The sequence below is a fragment of the Streptomyces sp. JLYT201 genome (assembly GCF_059448825.1).
Map to the genome: position 1 here is coordinate 9,877,715 of NZ_CM182551.1, position 17,433 is coordinate 9,895,147.

The 17,433-nt window shown below is 72.2% G+C and carries 18 protein-coding genes; 7 read left to right on the plus strand and 11 right to left on the minus strand.

Annotation, left to right across the window (positions count from 1 at the left end; translation table 11 throughout):
* The 4 genes from AC5WAM_RS41575 (at window position 1) to AC5WAM_RS41590 (ending at window position 3,606) form a co-directional block, all read left to right on the plus strand.
* Window positions 1–1,311, plus strand: a complete 1,311-nt coding sequence (locus AC5WAM_RS41575) for an MFS transporter (RefSeq protein WP_495520927.1) — start codon at window positions 1–3, stop codon at window positions 1,309–1,311.
* 33 nt (window positions 1,312–1,344) lie between these two features.
* Window positions 1,345–1,797, plus strand: a complete 453-nt coding sequence (locus tag AC5WAM_RS41580; protein ID WP_495520928.1) for an NUDIX hydrolase — start codon at window positions 1,345–1,347, stop codon at window positions 1,795–1,797.
* Window positions 1,798–1,958: 161 nt separating this feature from the next.
* A complete protein-coding gene (locus AC5WAM_RS41585) occupies window positions 1,959–2,231 on the plus strand; it encodes a hypothetical protein (RefSeq protein ID WP_495520929.1) in 273 nt (90 codons plus the stop codon).
* A 292-nt stretch (window positions 2,232–2,523) separates the two neighbouring features.
* Window positions 2,524–3,606, plus strand: a complete 1,083-nt coding sequence (locus AC5WAM_RS41590) for an ArsR/SmtB family transcription factor (RefSeq protein WP_495520930.1) — start codon at window positions 2,524–2,526, stop codon at window positions 3,604–3,606.
* Here the strand turns inward: AC5WAM_RS41590 and AC5WAM_RS41595 are convergent.
* From AC5WAM_RS41595 to AC5WAM_RS41610, 4 genes are all read right to left on the minus strand, one after another.
* The gene (locus tag AC5WAM_RS41595) at window positions 3,545–5,215 is read right to left on the minus strand and encodes a methyltransferase (RefSeq protein WP_495520931.1); all 1,671 of its coding nucleotides are present in this window, start codon (window positions 5,213–5,215) and stop codon (window positions 3,545–3,547) included. The two genes, AC5WAM_RS41590 and AC5WAM_RS41595, sit on opposite strands and share 62 nt — an antisense overlap.
* 134 nt (window positions 5,216–5,349) lie before the next feature.
* Window positions 5,350–6,516, minus strand: coding sequence for a 4-hydroxybenzoate 3-monooxygenase (locus AC5WAM_RS41600; protein WP_495523764.1), 1,167 nt, complete (start codon window positions 6,514–6,516; stop codon window positions 5,350–5,352).
* Between the two features lie 150 nt (window positions 6,517–6,666).
* The gene (locus AC5WAM_RS41605; RefSeq protein ID WP_495520932.1) at window positions 6,667–7,437 is read right to left on the minus strand and encodes an alpha/beta fold hydrolase; all 771 of its coding nucleotides are present in this window, start codon (window positions 7,435–7,437) and stop codon (window positions 6,667–6,669) included.
* A gap of 171 nt (window positions 7,438–7,608) precedes the next feature.
* The gene (locus AC5WAM_RS41610; protein ID WP_495520933.1) at window positions 7,609–9,702 is read right to left on the minus strand and encodes an ATP-binding protein; all 2,094 of its coding nucleotides are present in this window, start codon (window positions 9,700–9,702) and stop codon (window positions 7,609–7,611) included.
* Window positions 9,703–10,147: 445 nt separating this feature from the next.
* On the opposite strand from AC5WAM_RS41610, the gene AC5WAM_RS41615 reads away from it, so the two are divergent.
* Complete coding sequence (locus tag AC5WAM_RS41615) at window positions 10,148–10,453, plus strand: metalloregulator ArsR/SmtB family transcription factor (protein ID WP_366794415.1); 306 nt, start codon at window positions 10,148–10,150, stop codon at window positions 10,451–10,453.
* A 324-nt stretch (window positions 10,454–10,777) separates the two neighbouring features.
* Here AC5WAM_RS41615 and AC5WAM_RS41620 read toward each other — a convergent pair whose 3' ends face one another.
* From AC5WAM_RS41620 to AC5WAM_RS41650, 7 genes are all read right to left on the minus strand, one after another.
* Window positions 10,778–11,395 carry an HdeD family acid-resistance protein gene (locus tag AC5WAM_RS41620; protein ID WP_366794414.1) on the minus strand — a complete coding sequence of 206 codons (618 nt, stop codon included), beginning with the start codon at window positions 11,393–11,395 and terminating at the stop codon, window positions 10,778–10,780.
* A 393-nt stretch (window positions 11,396–11,788) separates the two neighbouring features.
* On the minus strand, window positions 11,789–12,139 hold the full coding sequence (locus tag AC5WAM_RS41625) for an ArsR/SmtB family transcription factor (RefSeq protein WP_138957429.1): 351 nt from the start codon (window positions 12,137–12,139) through the stop codon (window positions 11,789–11,791).
* A gap of 392 nt (window positions 12,140–12,531) precedes the next feature.
* The gene (locus AC5WAM_RS41630) at window positions 12,532–12,972 is read right to left on the minus strand and encodes an STAS domain-containing protein (protein ID WP_366794431.1); all 441 of its coding nucleotides are present in this window, start codon (window positions 12,970–12,972) and stop codon (window positions 12,532–12,534) included.
* Between the two features lie 101 nt (window positions 12,973–13,073).
* The gene (locus AC5WAM_RS41635; protein ID WP_495520934.1) at window positions 13,074–13,493 is read right to left on the minus strand and encodes an ATP-binding protein; all 420 of its coding nucleotides are present in this window, start codon (window positions 13,491–13,493) and stop codon (window positions 13,074–13,076) included.
* Window positions 13,493–13,906, minus strand: a complete 414-nt coding sequence (locus tag AC5WAM_RS41640) for a pyridoxamine 5'-phosphate oxidase family protein (RefSeq protein ID WP_495520935.1) — start codon at window positions 13,904–13,906, stop codon at window positions 13,493–13,495. Before AC5WAM_RS41640 ends, AC5WAM_RS41635 begins: the two co-directional genes overlap by 1 nt.
* Window positions 13,903–15,564, minus strand: a complete 1,662-nt coding sequence (locus AC5WAM_RS41645; protein ID WP_495523765.1) for a SulP family inorganic anion transporter — start codon at window positions 15,562–15,564, stop codon at window positions 13,903–13,905. The genes AC5WAM_RS41640 and AC5WAM_RS41645 overlap by 4 nt, the downstream gene beginning before the upstream one ends.
* Before the next feature lie 68 nt (window positions 15,565–15,632).
* The gene (locus AC5WAM_RS41650; protein WP_366794411.1) at window positions 15,633–15,974 is read right to left on the minus strand and encodes an ArsR/SmtB family transcription factor; all 342 of its coding nucleotides are present in this window, start codon (window positions 15,972–15,974) and stop codon (window positions 15,633–15,635) included.
* A 253-nt stretch (window positions 15,975–16,227) separates the two neighbouring features.
* On the opposite strand from AC5WAM_RS41650, the gene AC5WAM_RS41655 reads away from it, so the two are divergent.
* Both AC5WAM_RS41655 and AC5WAM_RS41660 read left to right on the plus strand, forming a co-directional pair.
* Entirely contained in the window at window positions 16,228–16,581 is a 354-nt protein-coding gene (locus AC5WAM_RS41655; RefSeq protein ID WP_495520936.1) for a zinc ribbon domain-containing protein YjdM, read from the plus strand.
* Between the two features lie 647 nt (window positions 16,582–17,228).
* Window positions 17,229–17,429 (plus strand): DUF5988 family protein, encoded by a 201-nt coding sequence (locus AC5WAM_RS41660; protein ID WP_138957423.1) that lies wholly within the window; start codon window positions 17,229–17,231, stop codon window positions 17,427–17,429.
* Window positions 17,430–17,433: the final 4 nt, after the last annotated feature.

Genomic DNA, 17,433 nt, shown 5'->3' on the forward strand with positions numbered 1-17,433 from the left:
ATGCCCGGAAACGGTGAGGCCGTGACGCGAGGAACCGGGGCGCGAGGCGGCGAGGCCGCCGGGGAAGGGCCCGCCGGGGACGGGCGCGTGGGCGAGGAGGGGGTCCCGTTCGCCCTGACCCGGGGCGTCGTCATCCTCTTCGCCATCGCCTGCGGGGCCGCCGTGGCCAACGTCTACTTCTCCCAGCCGCTCCTGGTGACCATCGGCGAGGACCTCGCGATGAGCCCGGCCCTCGTCGGCAGCGTGGTCACCCTCACGCACGTCGGATACGGCCTGGGCCTCTTCCTCCTCGTACCGCTGGGCGACATGGCGGACCGCAGAAGGCTCATCGTGGCCCAACTGCTGCTCCTCGTGGTGGCGCTGACCGTGGTGGCCGTCGCCCCCACGGCGGCGCTGCTCCTCGGGGGCATGGCCGCGACCGGGCTGCTCGCCGTGGTCACGCAGACGCTCGTGGCCTTCGCGGCCTCCCTGGCACCCGCCACCGGGCGCGGCCGGGTCGTCGGCCTGGTCACCAGCGGCGTGGTCACCGGCATCCTGCTCGCCCGCACCGCCTCCGGCCTCATCGCCGACCTCGCGGGCTGGCGCGCCGTCTACCTCGCCTCGGCGGCGCTCACCGCCCTGCTCGCCGTCGTCCTGTACCGCGTCCTGCCGCGCCACGGCGCCGCCACGCCGACCACCCTGCGCTACGGACAGCTCCTGCGCTCCACGGTCACCCTGTTCGTACGGGAACCGCTGCTGCGCCTGCGCGCCCTGTTCTGCCTGCTGATCTTCGCCTCCTTCAGCACGCTGTGGAGCAGCGTCGCGCTCCCGCTCAGCGAGGCCCCGTACTCCCTGTCCCACAGCGAGATCGGGGCGTTCGGCCTCATCGGCGTCGTCGGCGCCCTGGCGGCGACCGTGGCGGGCCGCCTGGGCGACCGCGGCCGCTCCCGGCAGACCACCGGCACAGCCCTGGCCCTGCTCGCCGCCTCCTGGCTGCCCCTGGCCTTCACCCGCAGCTCCCTCTGGGCCCTGGCCGCCGGAGTGATCCTCCTCGACCTCGCCGTCCAGGCGGTCCACGTCACCAACCAGACCCTGATCTACGCCCTGCACCCGGATGCGGGCAGCCGCCTCATCGGGGGATACATGGTCTTCTACTCGATAGGCAGCGCCACGGGCGCCATCGCCGCGACCTCCCTCTACGAGGCGGCGGGCTGGGGCGCCGTCTGCGTCCTGGGCGCCGCGTTCAGCGGCCTCGGTCTCGTGGCGTGGGCCTTCACCGGGGACGCCTCGCCGGGACCGGCGACCGGGGCGACGTCTGATCGAGCACGATAGGGACCATCGGCGACACGATCGCGGGAGGACTCGGTGGGGCAGCCCCAGAACGACGTCATGCTCATCCTCAGGCGCGGGGACACCGTCCTCCTGGCCAGACGGGACAACACGGGATACGCGGACGGGCTGCTCAACCTCCCTTCCGGCAAGGTCGACCCGGGGGAGGACCCCTGTGGCGCGATCGTGCGCGAGGCGCGGGAGGAGATCGGCGTCCAGCTCGACCGCGCGGCGCTGCGCCTCGCGCACGTGATGTTCTTCCGCAGCCCTGAAGGGCGTGACCGCGTGGGCTGGTTCTTCGCCGTCGAGCAGGACTTCGCCGGCTCGGTCGTCAACGCCGAACCCCACAAGTGCAGCGAACTCGTCTGGGCCCCTGTCGACCCGCTCCCCAAGGACACCGTCCGGTACAACGCACTCGGCATCCAGCACTGTCTGAAGGGCGAGCCGCACTCCCTCCACACGGACGACTGGGAAGCGACGACCTGGTAGCGCCCGGCCCCGGCCAGGGGCCGCGGCCGCCTGCCGACACCGGCACGACTCCGGGAGGGCTTCGAGCGCGGGCTCCTGCCAAGGCGCGGCGGCCGTAGGGCTCCTGCCGCGGGACCGCGACCGGCTGTCACCGGGCGGGCCCCGTAGGGGAGAATCCCCGGGTGACCACGCCTTCCTCCCGCGACCGCGCGCTGGGGCGCGGTGTCTTCGCGCTCATTCCCCAGGCCGGCGACTCCGTGTCCGCGGCGGACCGGGCCGGTGCCGCGCTCGCCGCACTGCGGACGGTGCCGGTGCACGTCGGCGTACTCCAGGCCGCTGTGATCCTGCTCGAAGAGGCCGAGCACTCCGACCAGGACGCGGTCCGCGCGGCGACGACCGCCTCGACCGTGGCCCTGCTCAAGGCGGCGCTGGCCCAGGCCGCGGACGACCACTGAGAGCAGCGGGTGCAAAGGGTCCGGCTGACACCGCGCGGCGGCGCCGACCGGGCCCTCCCCCCTGTACGTGAGCCAGTCTTGCCACCGCCCCGTCCGCCGCTCAAAGCCCTTCGAGACACATCGAATTTGGACATTCCGCAAGCCTGGGCAGAGCTCTTTGGCCAGATGGGCTGCACACCCGTCCCGGTGGGTGCCGCGCCGGTTAGCGTGATCACGCGGCTCGGCCGACGACGGCCGAGCCGACCGTCGCCGAGCGCGCGCCCCGCCCCGCCGAGCGCCTGGAGACACGACGGTGCTACGCATCCACCTCACCGCCGACGACCTGTCCCGGGTGCGCGTCGCGGACCGCCCCGACCCCCTCGCCGAGACCGTCCTGAGCCTGCCGCTGCTCCAGGCCGAGGGGCCCGACCTGGCGGCGACTGCGGCCCTGTCGGGCTGGCGCGAGCGCACCCGGCGCGCCCTGCGGCCCGAGATGGGACTCCTGTTCGACCTGGCGCCCGCGGGCGTCGGCGAGTACGTCCCCGAGGTGTTCACGCACGCCGCCACCGGCAGCCTCACGGACAGCCTGGACCACACCTGGTCGCTGCCGGGCGGCCAGTGGGCCGCCGACTGGCGCGCCACCCGGCTGCTACGGCCCCACGCGCCGCGCTGGATCCACGAACTGCACCACGGGGACCGCACCTGGGCGGCACTCGTCTGCCGTGAGCTGCGCTCCTACTACGCCCTCGCGGTGGCGCCCTACTGGTCGCAGCTCCTCGCGTGCGCCCACAACGACCGCGCCCAGCGGGCCCTGACCGCCGTCGACAAGGGCGTCGAGGGGCTGCTCGGCACCCTGCACCCCGAGATCTCCTGGAGCCAGGGCGTCCTGAGCGTGCCCTGCGACGTGGACACCGACCTGGACCTGGGCGGCCGCGGCCTGTTGCTCGTCCCGACGTTCTTCTGCCCGAGGCCGCTCGTACTGGTCGACAACGCCGAGCCCGAGCGCCCCTTCGTCCTGCGCTACCCGCTCGCGCGCTCCCTCCTCGACTGCGCCTCCGTGGTGACGGGTGAGACGCAGGCGGCCGAGGGCGGCCTGCGCGCTCTCCTCGGCGCCACCCGGGCCCGGACCCTCCAGGAGGTGCAGAGCCCGGTCGGCACCGTCGAGCTGGCCCGGCGCATCGGCACCTCCGCCGCGACGGCCAGCCACCACGCCTCGGTGCTGCGGGCCGCCGGGCTGCTCACCACCCGCCGGGAGGGTCCGGGGGTCAGGCACGCCCTGACCCCGCTCGGCCGCGCCCTGCTGGACGCGGGGCCCGCCGCCGAGCGGCCAGACCTCACTTGTGGGCGTGCAGAACGTGGCCGTCCAGCGGCAGCGGCCGGTGCCCGGCCAGGGTGAGGCCCGCGTCGGCCAGCAGTCGGCCGTAGTGGTCGGCGGTGCGCTCGCGGCCCCCGACGTTGCACCGCATGTGGAGGTCCCAGGCGGTGGCGAGGGAGGGCGAGTTGTCGGTGGGCAGCAGGCGCTCGACGATGAGCAGGTCGGCGTCGGCGGGCATGGCACGGGCGCAGTGCCGCAGGATGTCGCGGCACCGCTCGTCGTCCCAGTCGTGCAGCACGCGACAGAGGAGATAGACGTCCGCGCCCGCCGGTACGTCCGCGAAGTCCCCCGCCACGTACGTGCACCGGGTGGCGCCGAGGCGACGGCGGGCGGCCGCGACGACGTGCGGGCGTTCGAGCAGCACGGCGTCGAGCCCCGGATGCGCGGCGAGGATGCGGCTGAGCAGCTCGCCGTTGCCGCCCGCGATGTCGACCACGGTGGCTCCCCGTGGCTTGCGGGCCGCCGCGGTGAGTACCGGATGGGTGGGGAGCGGCTCGAACATGCGCCAGTTCGCGGCCATGGACTGGTCGAAGAGCTCGGCGAGGTGGGGGTCGGCGGCGAAGTGGTCGAAGTGGTGGGCGCCGAAGAGGTATTCGAAGGCGACCTGCCCGGTGCGCACCGTGTGCGCGAGGGCGGCGAAGGACTGGTAGAACGGTCCGCCGTACAAGAGGGCCAGGGGCCGCATCGAGCCCGGGCCCTCCGTGCGCAGGAGCGCGCCGAGGGCGGTGAGCCGGAAGCCCCCGGGAGCGTCCTCGGCGACGACGCCGAGCGAGGCGAGGTAGCGCAGGAGCACCGTGAGGCTGTCCGGGTCCGCCGCCACTTTGTTCGCCAGGGCCCCGGCGTCGACGGCGCGGTCGGTCTCCATCGCGTCGGGCACCCGCAGCTGGGCGGCGGTGGCCAGGGCCTGCGTGGTCCAAGCGCCGGTGAGTAGCCGCAGCAGCGCCTCAGGTGGCTGCTGGTGGTGGAAATCTGCCAGGTGCGCGGCGAGTTGGCAGCGGTGGTCGCCGGGGGCGTACAGCTCGATGCGGCGGTAACCGGCCCGGGAGGCGGTGGGCGCGGCGAAGTAGAAGACCGTGCCGTTCTCGTGCGGGTTGTACCCGCCGCCGTCCGGGAGCGCCCCGTGGAAGGCGAAGGACGCGCGCAGTCCACGCAGCACCAGCGGGTCGGGGGCCTGTACTTCGAAGGCGACGTGGGCCTCGTCGTGCCGGGCGAGTTCGTGCGCCGCGATCTCCTCCAGGTCCGAGCCCGGCGGCACGGTCAGGGCGAACACCTCGACCGTGCGGCGCTGCCCGTCGCGGCCGAGCACCACCGGGCGCAGGATGCGCACGTCGAGGTCGTCGGCCGTGCGACGGTGACGCAGCGCCAGGCGTTCGCGCACGACCACGCTCGGCTGGGGCGGTGCCGGGGCGACCAGGCCGCACTCGGCCAGCGTTGCCTCCAGCGCCGGCGCGTGGACGGGGAAGACGAGCAGCGCGGCGTGCGCGAAGCGGCACCGCTCCACCAGCGCGCGCAGTTCCGGGCCGTCGAGCCCGGGCAGCAGGAGCGGCAGGAGGGACTCGCTGTCCTGCTGGGTGACAAAGTCGACCGTCGCGCGCAGGCGCGAGGTGTCGTCCGACAACGCCGTGATCAACGGGGCGTCCTCATTCCGGGGAGAGCCGAGGTGGGAGATCCGAGGGGGAGCGGCCTGAGGGGAGAGCGGTCTCAGGCGGAGGTGGTGTCAGGTGGCGGTGGTGTCAGGCGGGGGATGGCCGAAGGCGGGGTGTCTCACACGCCGACGTAGCGCTCGGCGAACCAGTCCTGCTGGCTGCGCGAGGTGCGCAGCGAGGCCATGCGGGAGCGCCGCGTGCGGTTGAGGAAGCGGGACGCGTCGTCCCTGCCGGGGGCGCTGTGCAGCAGCTCGATCATCCAGTGCGAGAACTCCTGCGCGCTCCAGATGCGGGCGAGGCAGCGGGCCGAGTAGTTCTCGACGCCGGTGGGGTCCTTGCGGGTGAGGTCGTCGATGAGGGCGTGCGCGAGGAGTTCGGCCTCCAGGACCGCGAGGTTCGCCCCCTTGGCGGCGGACGGACTGATCAGGCTCGCGGCGTCACCTGCCAGGAACAGCGCGCCGTACCGAAGGGGTTCGAGGACGTCCGACTCCAGGTCGATGGCGCTGCGCTGCACGATCTGGCCGCGGCGCAGCGGACCGTACTCCTTGGCCCCCATGCGCAGGTCCAGCTCGTCCCAGATCCGCTCGTCCGACCAGGAGTCGGCCGGGGTGCCGCGCTCGCACTGGAGGTAGTAGCGCGTGATGGCGGAGGTGCGTGCCATGTGTCCGGCGAAACCCCGCTCGTGGACCGCGTAGCCGACGGCGTCGAGGCTGGGGGGTGCCTCGGCGAGCAGGCCCAGCCAGGTCACGCCGTGATCGCGGTGGAAGCGGCGGACCGAGTGGTCCGGGAGCGAGCGCCGCGCGGCCCCGTGCCGGCCGTCACATCCGGCGACGTACCGCGCCCGCCACCGCCCGGGCCGCCCGTCCGCCGACCGCACGCTCACCGACGGCTCCTCGCCGTCCGCGTCCCGTACGGCCACCGCTTCCGTGCCGAAGCTGATCCGGCCACCGGCCGCCAGGTAGTGCGACAACAGGTCGCCCACCAGCTCCTGTTGGGGATAGACGGTGTGTGCTTCCCCGCGGCCGAGGCCGCTGTAGTCCAACTGGAACCGGCCGTCCGCGGTACGGAACTCGCATGTGCTGTGGGTGTGCCCGCGCCGGAGCAGCCCTTCGGCCAACCCGTGCCGGTCAAGGATCCGTACGGTGTTGGCCGCGAGGAATCCCGCCCGGGCCCGCGCGTGGAGGTGCTCGAGCTCGGCCCGCTCCAGCACGACGCAGTCGACGCCGTGCGCGAGCAGCAGATTGGCGAGAACCAGTCCCGCTGGACCGGCACCGAGTATCACCACGTCGGCCGAGCCGTCGACGGTGGGCATGTGCTGATGTTCTGTCACGGGGCAGATCTTATGCATGGAAATCTCTGCCTCTGACCGAAGTATCACCCGGTCGTGGCACTGACCTGGTGGGACCTGACCGGTGGGGCGCGTGCGGAAGCGCCTTTACGCCGGTGGCAGTTGAGTGAGGAACGTACGTACGGCTGCGGCGAACGCGTCGGGGGCGTCGCACTGCACGACGTGCCCGGCCGGAAGCTCGACCAGGTGGGCCCGGCCGGCCCGGCGGGCGAGCATGTCCCGGGCGTGGTCCCGCGTCAGGACGGGGCTGTCCGCTCCCCGGATCAGCAGGGTCGGGCAGGTCACGGCGTCCCAGTCGTCCCAGTAGGAGCCGGTGAGGGCTTGACTGGACAGCACGGTGTCCTCGATGTCGAACGAATATCCCCATCCGGTCTCGGAGGAGCGGAAGGCGCACGCGAGGTAGGGCGCCATCGGGCCGAGAGCCGTGGCCAGGGCCTCGCGTGACGGTTGGCCGAGAGGCAGCTGTGTGGCCATCGACCAGTCGGCGTCCACCACCGCGCCGACGTCCGCGACGATCAGGGCGGTGACCTGGTCCGCGTGCCGGGCGGCGTACTGATAGGCGTTCACGCCGCCCAGGGAGTGGCCGAGGACCGGCACCGGCCCGAGTCCCAGATGGCGATGGAAGGCCTCGACGTCGGCGACGTAGTCGGCCCTGCGATAGCTCTCGGCGCGGTCGGACTCGCCGTGTCCGCGCTGGTCCAGGGCGATGACGCGCCACTCCGGCGCCAGCGCTTCGGCCAGCGGGGCGAAAATCGACGCCTCGTTGTAGTGCCCGTGAAGTGCCAGCAGCGGACGGCCTGAACCACCGGAGTCCAGGAAGGACAACTGCTGCTTCCCTGCTGTGAAGTACCTCCGCATGCCTCGGATGCTAGCGCCGACGCCTGTGGGCGGTGGCCGCGTAACGCCCTTGCCCGGCCCGCCGCCCGGCCCAGGCCGGGCGGCGCCCGCGGTCCTTGGTGTCGAGGCGCTGAACAGTCGCTCTGCGGGGACGGACTCGGAGGCCGTGGACGGTCCGTGGCGGACACCGCGTCAAGGAGGCGGGGCGGCGGGGGCGAGGAGGCGGGCGATGCCGGTGTTCGGGTCGATGGAACGACCGGCGTCGAAGGCCCGCTCGTAGGCGCCCTGTCCGAGGGCTTCGCGGGTCTGGCGTTCGCAGACTTGGTGGGCTGCCACCATCGCGGGGATGCCCGCCTGGGGCTGGCCGAGTGTCTCCCACAGCTGTGCGGCCAGGCCGAGCAGCCACGCGGCGTCCCCGCTCCGACCCGTGGCGATGGCGGAGCGGGCCAGCGACTCCAGGGCGTGGGCGGTGCCCACGCCGTCGCGCAGCCGGTGCTTGACCAGCAGCGCGGCCCGGGCGTGCTCATGGGCTTCCGGGAACCGGCCCAGGGCCAGCTCGGCCTGGGCGCGGACGAAATCGCTCCAGGCGCACATGCTGCGCTCACCGCTGCGCTCGCCCGCGGCGCTCAGCTCGTCCAGCCGGACGACGGCCTCTTCGAAGCGGCCCGCGGCGACGAGCGAGTGGGTGAGGAGGACCAGGGCCGCCAGGGGGATCAGGGTGAGTGGTTGCTCGCGCCAGTCCGGGGTGAGCAGGGCCTCGGCCTGGGCCACCGTCTGTTCCAGGTCGCCGCGTAGCGCCGACACCCGCAGGGCGGTGGAGGCCGCGTACGTCCGCTCCGTGTCGCCGAGGTGGGCGGCCAGGGCGGCGCACTCGGCGGCCCGCTCCTCAAGGGCGGGCAGGTCGCCCAGATAGAGCAGCAGGAGACCGCAGGCGTACAGGGCCTTCACTCGGGCCGGGGAGGGAGCGGTGTCGGCGGCCAGTGCCTGGTCCAGGTAGTGCCGGCCCTCCTTGACGAACCCGCATTCCTGCCAGAAGAACCACAACACTCCGGTCATCTCCAGCGCGACGTGGCCTTCGCGCTCGGTCAGGCAGTACTCCAGCGCGGCGCGCAGGTTGTCGTACTCGGCCGTCATCCGGTCGTACCAGGCGAACTGGTGCGGCCCGATCCAAGCGGCGTCGCCCCGGCGGGCCAGGGCCAGGTAGTAGTCCCGGTGGCGGCGGCGCAGCGTTTCCTCCTCGCCGAGGCCGCGCAGCCAGTGGGTCCCGTACTCGCGGATGGTGTCCAGCATCCGGTAGCGCTCGCCGACTCCGGTGGGCTCCCAGATCAGGATCGACTTCTCCACCAGCGCGTGCAGGAGGCCGGGGACCTGCTCACCGGAGACCAGTTCATCGGCGCCCACCCGGCGGGCCGCCTCGGTGTCGAAGGTGCCGGCGAAGACCGAAAGGCGGGCCCAGAGCAGGCGTTCGGCGGGGGTGCACAGCTGGTGGCTCCAGCCGATCGCGGTGCGCAGGGCCTGGTGCCAGGGCGGGTCGGCGTCCAAGTCCGCGCCCTCGGTGTCGCCGAGGGTGGCGTACCGGTCCTCCAGACGCTGGTTCAGCTCGGCCACGGGAAATTCGCGCAGCCGCGCGGCGGCCAGTTCCAGGGCCAGCGGCAGGCCCTCCAAGCGGCGGCACAGGGCGGCCAGTTCGGCGCGATTGGCGTCGGTGACGGCGAATCCGGGCACGGCCTGCGCGGCCCGGTCGACCAGCAGCACCACCGCGTCCGCCGCCTCGCCCGCGTCGGCCCCGGGGACCGGAAGGGGATCGAGGCCGAGTACCTCCTCGGCGTGCAACCGGAGCGGGCGGCGGCTGGTGGTCAGGATCCGCAGCGCCGGTGCGACGGAGAGCAGCGTCGCCGCCACCTCCCGGCACTCCTCCACCAGATGCTCGCAGGTGTCCCACACCAGCAGCATCTCCCGCCCGGCCAGGTAATCGGCGATCACCTCCAGCATCGGCCGGGTGGTCTGGTCGGCCAGCGGCAGCGCCTCGGCGATCGCATACGGCAACGCCCCCCACGGGGCGGTGAGCGGGGACAGCTCCACCCACCACACACCGTCCGCGAAGCGCGGCTGCAGCTCGGCCGCCACCCGCCGGGCCAGCCGTGTCTTGCCCACACCCCCGACCCCGGTCAGGGTCACCAGCCGCGACCGCCCACACAGCCCGACCGCCTCCGCGACCTCCGTCCGCCGCCCGACCAGGCGGCTGTCCTCCTCCGGCAGATTGCCCGCCCGTCGCTCCGCCGCCATGGCTGCCCCTTCTTCGATCCCGCCGCGGTTCCCCGCGCGCGGTGACCTCGGTGCTACCAACAGGTCGGTCCCGCCCGCAGCGTTTCGGCAGCAATACCCACCGTCGGTCACCCGGAAGCGAAAGAGGGCGTGCGCCGTGTTGACCGTGGGATCCGGAGGTGATCCGTGCTCGTCCCGGAGGAGGCGTGCGGACGGCGGAGCAGGCAGGAGGTCTCGGTCGACTCAGTGCGGGACGGGGCGACCTCCGCGCAGTGCAGGACGGGGTGGGGCGACCTCCGCCCGACCTCGGCCAAGTATCGCCTGGTTGGAAGGTTGCAGTTCATCGCCGTAGTAACTGCGGGGGTACGATTGCTTAGACTTGCATAGTTCTGCAATTCGTTAGTTTCGTTGGGTGTTAAGTGCTGGAGGGGGTGGCTTTGGTGTGAACGCGCTTGCTCAGAATCGTGTGCCGGATTCGCTGTACGAGGCGCAGGCGGAGTTGTTCCAGGTGCTGGGGCACCCGGTGCGCATCCGCGTGCTGGAGGTGCTGCAGGGCGGGCCCATACCGGTGCGGGAGCTGTTGGCCGCTCTCGAGTTGGAGATCGAGCTTGCGGAGTTGTCGCAGCATCTGACGGTGTTGCTCGGCTGCGGGGTCGTTGCGGTGAATCGCAGGGGAGCAACAGCGGTGTACGAGGCCGTGGGCGGGGACGTGGCGGAGCTGCTCGCGGTGGCGCGCCGAGTCTCGGCGGTGCGCCTGTCGGGGGTGTGGTGAAAGCCTGATAGCCGCAGTTCAGAGGAGTGCGAGCGGAACCCCAGGGCCCTCATCCGGTGCTCTGCTCGATGGAGTCCGCCAGGTGGCAGACCAGGCGCCGGATGCAGAGGTGCTGAGGCGGCGCCAGTCGGAGTCGTCTACGTCAACCTGGGTGTGCCCGCCCCTGCTGCCGGTGTCAGAGGGATGCCCATGGCTCCCAGATCTTCGACGGCGCTCGCGCCCGCCACCAGGGCCGGGGGACGAACGGGCGCCGCGGTCATGGCCAGATCGACCTCGGCGTGCCCGTCCCGGAGTCATGTCGACCCCGCCGTGCCCGTCGCGCAGTCAGGCGACGGCGGTTGCGTGCCGCCTGGAGCCGCCGGCCGAGCGCACCAGGCTCCGCAGGGTGAACGCGTGGATCACCTCGGTCAGGCCGACCGCGATCAGCCAGATGCCGGTGAAGACCGCCAGGGTGACGATGGAGCCGATGGGCCAGGAGAGGACGATGATGCCGCCCGCGGCCGCCAGCAGGCCCAGGAACACGCCCCAGCCGCTGTGCATCTCGGCGGCCGTCACCGCGGTGGCGATGCCGTACATCAGGAAGCCGATGCCGATCCACAGGCTCAGCAGGAGTACCGAGTTGTGCAGCGAGTTCCGGAAGCACAGCACGCCCAGCGTGATCGACAGCGCGCCGGTGACGACGAGCAGGACGCGCATCCCGGCGCTGACGAAGGCGCCGAACGCGGCCACGATCTCCATCACTCCGCTGATCAGCAGGTAGATGCCGAACAGGACGCCCAGCACCAGCAGCGTCCGGCCCGGCCACACCAACGCGACCACGCCGATCGCGATCGCGGCGAAGCCCATCAGCATGAGGGCCTGCCACGCGACCTTGCCCAGTCGCTCCAGAGGGTTACCAGCGCCGCCCCGGTGGGGGCGACCCACTTCACCTATGTGTTCCATATGACCCATTATGGGCGAATTATCGATAAGTGCCGAGTCGCCCTTGCTGGCGGGCTGTATGGCCGGTCCCGCCTTGCCCGCCAGGGCCGACTGGATGGAAATCGGCGACGACCCGACGTCACGCTCCCTTGGGCGACACGAACTCGCACAGTTCTGCCCGGTGCGCCCTGTAGTAGGCCTTGCTCATGTTCCCGTCCGGCGCCGTGCGAGCGGGATCGGCGCGGAATGCGGTGGGGCACCGCGAGACGTACGTGGTCGCTTCGTGGTGCTGCCGGGCGGTGGCCGCCCGCCGCTCCACTTGCGGGGCAGTGCGACGGGTGCCTTGCCCTCCTTGCGGCGCGGGCAGTCCTGGCGCGAGTCGAGCACCGGGCGGCCCGCTGGGCAAAGGGCTGGTTACGACGGCGGTTCTGTTTCCGCCGCGGCGGTCTGCAGGTCGGCGAGCAGCCCGGCCTGACTGGCCAGCACCCCCGACAGGATGGTGCGTGCCACCTTCAGCAGCTCCGCGACATGCGGACTCGTCAGCGAGTAGTAGACGGTCGAGCCTTCCTTGCGGGTCACGACCAGATTCGCGCGCCGCAGCACGGCCAACTGCTGGGAGAGATGTGCCGGCTCGACGCCCACCTCCGGCAGCATCTCCGCGACTGCGTGCTCACGCACGCTCAGTAGCTCAAGCACCCTGATCCGCACGGGGTGCCCGAGCGTCTTGAAGAACTCCGCCTTGAGTTGGTACAGCGGCCTGCTCACCGAACCGGCCTCCCGTCCTGCCCGCAGGCGACCGGCTGGCCGAGCCGTCCCCGTGAGTGCTCTGCGCATCGCTTCCGCCCAGAAATCATCAGCATGGGACCATCCTGGCCCCTGACCACCGGAATGATGACCTCAAGAATTGCTGACATTAGCAAGTCGGAAGGCGGAGGGAGCGGGATCCTGAGTGCGTATGGCGCGGACAGCCCGTACTCAACCGTCCTGGCCCGGACGGCCTCGCGTGAGCCGCCTGGCCGTTGGCAGGACCCACTCGTGGGGCACCGCGAGTTCACCGCGCCGGTGGTCGGCCCGGCAGGTCAGCACCCTGTTCGGTGCGTGTTCGGGAGGGGGCGGCTTGGCGGAGTCGGTGACTGCGCCCGGCCTGCTGCCCGTGCTCAGCCGGACCAGCCGCCGGTGCGCCACTCCTGCCGCTGCTCCTCCGGCCTGCCGGTCACTGCCTGCCGCTGCTCGTCCGGTTCGCCGGTCGCCGTCTGCCGCTGCGTCCGGTGCGCGGCCAGCGCTGCCGTCAGGTCGCAGTGGACGGGGACGGGCGGGCAGTCGCCGACCGGGACCAGAGAGCCGTCGGCGGGGATGGCCGCCAGTTCCAGTCGGCGCCCGTGCTCCGCGAGGCGACGTGCTGCCTCGGCCAGGGCGAGCTGACCTTGGACGGACCAGCCGCGCAGCTCTGTGCAGTCGACGATGACCGGCCCCGTGCCGCGGGCGAGCACCCAGCCGACTGCGCCGGTGAAACGGTGGGAGGCTTCCTGGCCGAGGTGGCCGGAGACGGACAGGACGGCGAGGTCCGGCTCGACGGTGTAGCGCCACTCGATGGTCATGGTCGTCATCAACTGCCTTTCATGCGCTGCCGCGTGTGCGGGTGAGGTGTGCGGGTGACGTGTGTGGATCACGGGTCACGGGTACGGGCCACGGGCACGGATCACAGGGGCAGGGTGATCCAGATGCTCTTGCCGCCTCCGTCGGCGTCCTGGCGCACGACTGCCGTTCCCGCCAGGGAGAGGGTGAGTTCGACGACGGTGGCCAGGCCGCTGCTGCGGTCGCCGGTGCCCGCGCCGTGCAGGGCGGGCTGGTAGGGGTGGCGGTCGTGGACGGCGAAGGCGAAGGTGTCCTTGGCGGCCGCGTAGACAACGGTGACGTGGGGAGAGGCCGCGGCGGCGTGCCGCACGGCGTTGGTGACCAGTTCGCTGAGGATCAGCAGAGCCGGGTCGACAGCCGGGTGGTGGCGGCTGATGCCCCATTCGTGCAGGACCTGCTCGGCCGTCTCCCGGGCTACCCGCACCGCGGACGGCATGGTGGGCATGGTCAGTACGTGTCGATGGGGCAGCACCAACCGGGCCATCACGCCTCCACGCGGCCGAGCCGGAACCCGCTCACCGTCTGCGGGTTGAGGCGCAGGAGCGTGTCGTGCGGGCCGTGCGTCCAGCCGGGCAGGGTGCGCCGATAGTGGGCCAGCTCGTCGGGGTCGGAGACGAACGCGAAGCGGCCGCTGACACTCACGCTCCAGCCGGTGCCGAGCGCGGTGCGGATCTCCTCCACGTGATACGTCACCGTGGCGCCGACGGGCAGCGCCGGTCGTGGCACGGGTGCGCGGACCACCAGGTGCCCGTACTCCAGCACATGAGCCGCCGGGCGCAGGACCGGGGTGCCGTTGCGGACGTGGACCAGGCGGCCGGTGCGGCTTCCCTCCAGCAAGTAGAGGGCCTCGGCACCGGAGACCTCGACCAGACGACGCGGGGCGGGAGCTGTGCTCATCGGACGGATCCCTCACGAGTGGAGCGGTCGGTGCGGGCGTTCTGGGCGGGGACGGCGGGCAGCACCCCGGCGCGCTCCAGGCAGGCGCGGGCACCGGCGAGAGCCTCGTGGGCGGTCGCGTACGCGTGGCCCTCGTGTCGCAGCAGGTCCAGGGCACCCACCGCCTTCAGGACCTGCTGGTGCTCGGAGCGGATCCCGGAGGCCAGCACGACGATGCCGCGCCGGTTCAGCGTCCGCACCGCGTCCTTGAGCGCGAGGGCGCCCGTGGCATCCATCGTGGACACCCTCGACATGCGCAGGATGACCACGCGTACGTCGGCCCCCTGGTGCAGGTCGTGCACGAGGCGGTGCGCGGCGGCGAAGAACAGCGGCCCGTCGATGCGATAGGCGACGACGTGCTCGGCCAGCAGCGTGTCCTCCTCGGCACAGCGCTCTGCCCGCTCCAGCGGTACTGGGGCCATGCGCGCCTGGCAGGCCACGGCACGCAGCGCGAGGATGCCCGCGACGGCGAGGCCGATGACGACCGCGTACACCAGGTCGAGCGCGAGCGTGGCGGCGGCGGTCAGGACGAGGATCAGGGCATCGGAGCGGGTCGCCTTCGCCATCGCCTTCAGCGAGACGACGTCGACCATGCGCAGAGCCGTCGCGATCAGCACCCCGGCCAGCGCCGCGAGCGGGATCTTCGACACCAGCGGGGCGGCAGCGAACACGATCACGGCCAGGACGGCGGCATGGGTGAGCGCGGCCAGCCGTGAGGCGGCGCCGCAGCGGACATTGACCGCGGTCCGGGCGATGGCGCCGGTCGCAGGCACGCCGCCGAACAGCGGGGCGGCCATGTTGGCAACCCCTTGCCCGAACAGCTCCTTGTCCGGGTCGTGCCGGGGGCCGTCCGTCATGCCGTCGGCGACCGACGCGGACAGCAACGACTCCAGAGCCGCCAGGGCGGCGACCGCGACCGCGGGCGCGAGAAGCGAGCCCAGCGCCGACCCATCGAGGAAGTCCAGCGACGGGGCGGGCAGACCGGACGGCAGCTCCCCGATGGGCCTGGCCCCGTCCAGGCCGAAAAGCTGCGCGACCAGCGTCGCGCTGACGACAGCGAGGATCGAGAAGGGGATCGTGGGCCGCAGGCGCGCCCCGGCCAGCATGACCGTGGCCACCGCTGCGGCAAGGGCAACGGCCGTCCAGTTCGGCGTCTTGGCGAACGCCTCAAGCGCCCGCCAGGCCACCACCAGTACCCGGTCGCCTTCCGGCGCGGCCACGCCCAGCGCGTTCGGGACCTGCTGCAGGCCGATCACACACGCGATGCCGAGGGTGAAGCCCTCCACCACGGGCGCGGGCACGTACCTCATGTACTTTCCGGCCCGCAGCAGTGCCAGGGCCACCAGCAGCACGCCCGCGATCAGCCCGACGGTGAGGACCCCGCCGGGCCCGTGCTCGGCGGCGATCGGCACCAGGACCACGGTCATCGCCCCCGTCGGCCCGGACACCTGCAGCCTCGAGCCGCCGAACAGCGCGGCCAGCGCACCGGCGACCACCGCGGTGGCAAGCCCCGCCTGCGCGCCGAGCCCGGAGGAAACCCCGAAACCCAGCGCGAGCGGCAGCGCCACGATCGCCACCGTCAGACCCGCGAGCAGGTCCCGGCGCGGGCCGCGGCCCATCTCGGCGACATCCGTGCCTGTGGGAAGAAGCGAGCGGACCAGACCCCAGGCCCGGGGCTGCGGAGCACTCACCGCGCGGCGACCTCTGCCTCCCGCAACTCCTCCAACAGGTCGTACCGCCCGGCCAGCATCTCGGTCAGAATCCGGCGCGCGGCCCGCATCAGCTCGGCGACGTCCCCGCCGGCCAGGGCATACACCACCGTCGACCCCTCACGTCGCGAGCTCACGATCCCCGAGCGGCGCAACACCGCCAGCTGCTGCGACAGCGTCGACGGCTCCACCTCTATCGCGGCCAGCAGGTCACGCACGGGCATCGGTCCGTCCTGGAGCAACTCCAGCACCCGTATCCGTACGGGATGACCGAGCATCCGGAAGAACTCAGCCTTGGCCTGATACAGCGGAACGGACACGGACCCTCTCCCCGAGAACCTCACGTGATGACGCCGTGCCCGCGGCTACCTACGGGCACGGCCACCACACCATCTAACGAATTGCAAAATTTCGCAATTCAGCTAGTCGATCTATCCTGGCCGGACACATCCCACGTTCCAACAGAGCAGCGCCAAGGCCGCGAGAGCGGTTCGACGACGCGGTGGAGGCCCCGGCGCCAACGCCCGTCTCGCCCGATGAGGCGCGGCTCCCCAGCTGAAATGGACTGCGCCGATGCCTGAGAACCTGCCGCCCTGCCCCACCTGCTCCAGCGAGTACACCTACGAGATGGGTGCGCTCCTGGTCTGTCCCGAATGCGGGCACGAATGGTCACCCGCGTCCACCGAACCGGCGCAGGCCGCCGCGGACACGGCGATCAGGGACGCGGTCGGGAACGTTCTTGCCGACGGTGACACGGTCACGGTGGTCAAGACGCTGAAGGTCAAGGGCAGTCCCTCCGGCATCAAGGCGGGCACCAAGGTGCGCAACATCCGCCTCGTCACCGGCGTGGACGGCCACGACATCGACTGCAAGATCGACGGATTCGGCCCCATGCAACTCAAGTCCAGCGTGGTCAAGAAGGCCTGACGCCGGCCGTGGCGCCGACACGGTCTCCGACCGCAGCCCGGACAGCGCGGCGGGGAACGGTGCCCCAGAGCAGCCGCAGCCTGAGTGTCGGGTCATGCGGCGGGAGGCGCAGGCCACGGCGAGGGCAGATGTTGGCGCATGCGGAACAGTACGCGCCGGGGGCGCACGCGGGTGAGGCCGTGTCGTGGGCGTCATGCGCACAGTGCTCGGAGAGGCCCCGGGGTTCACCTCGGGTGGGGCAGGGCACACCTCCTTTCCGGGCGGGGGAGTGCGCGGTCATCGGGTTCCGGTTGTCGCGGTGCATGGCCTGCGCGGTGGCTGACACGCAGTGCGCGGGGACGCGTGCGGCCTGCGGTGGAGCCCACGCTTCGCCGTGCTCTGCACCCCTGCCTCGACGCGCTCCGGGTCGGTTCCGGATATGCCGGAAGGAGGGTTGCCCGGTCGGCCGCATGGCCATGGGGTCTGTGAACGGCGTGCACGGGGTGTGAGGTGGGGGCCCGACGTGCGGAGGCGGTCGGCCGGGGTGTGCGGGAAGGTGCGGGTGGATGGGGCGCGCTCGCGCACGCCGTCCGCACACCCTTATTCGACGGGGTGAGGTGGGAGTTCTCTGCTGCGGTGCCTGACGCGCAGCCAAGGAGGTACTCCCCGTGATCACCATCGTGACCGATGGCGGCCCCGAGGACATGGGACGGGTCCGCCGGATCGACCAGGAAGAGATTCCCGAGCGCTGGGTCGTGGCCTACTACGGCCGCCACCAGCACTTCGAGCGGACGAGCGCGACCGAGCTCGTCGAGGGCCTGCGGGTTCCCGTCTTCCGGTTCACCTACAGCACCGCCATCGCCGAATAGCGGC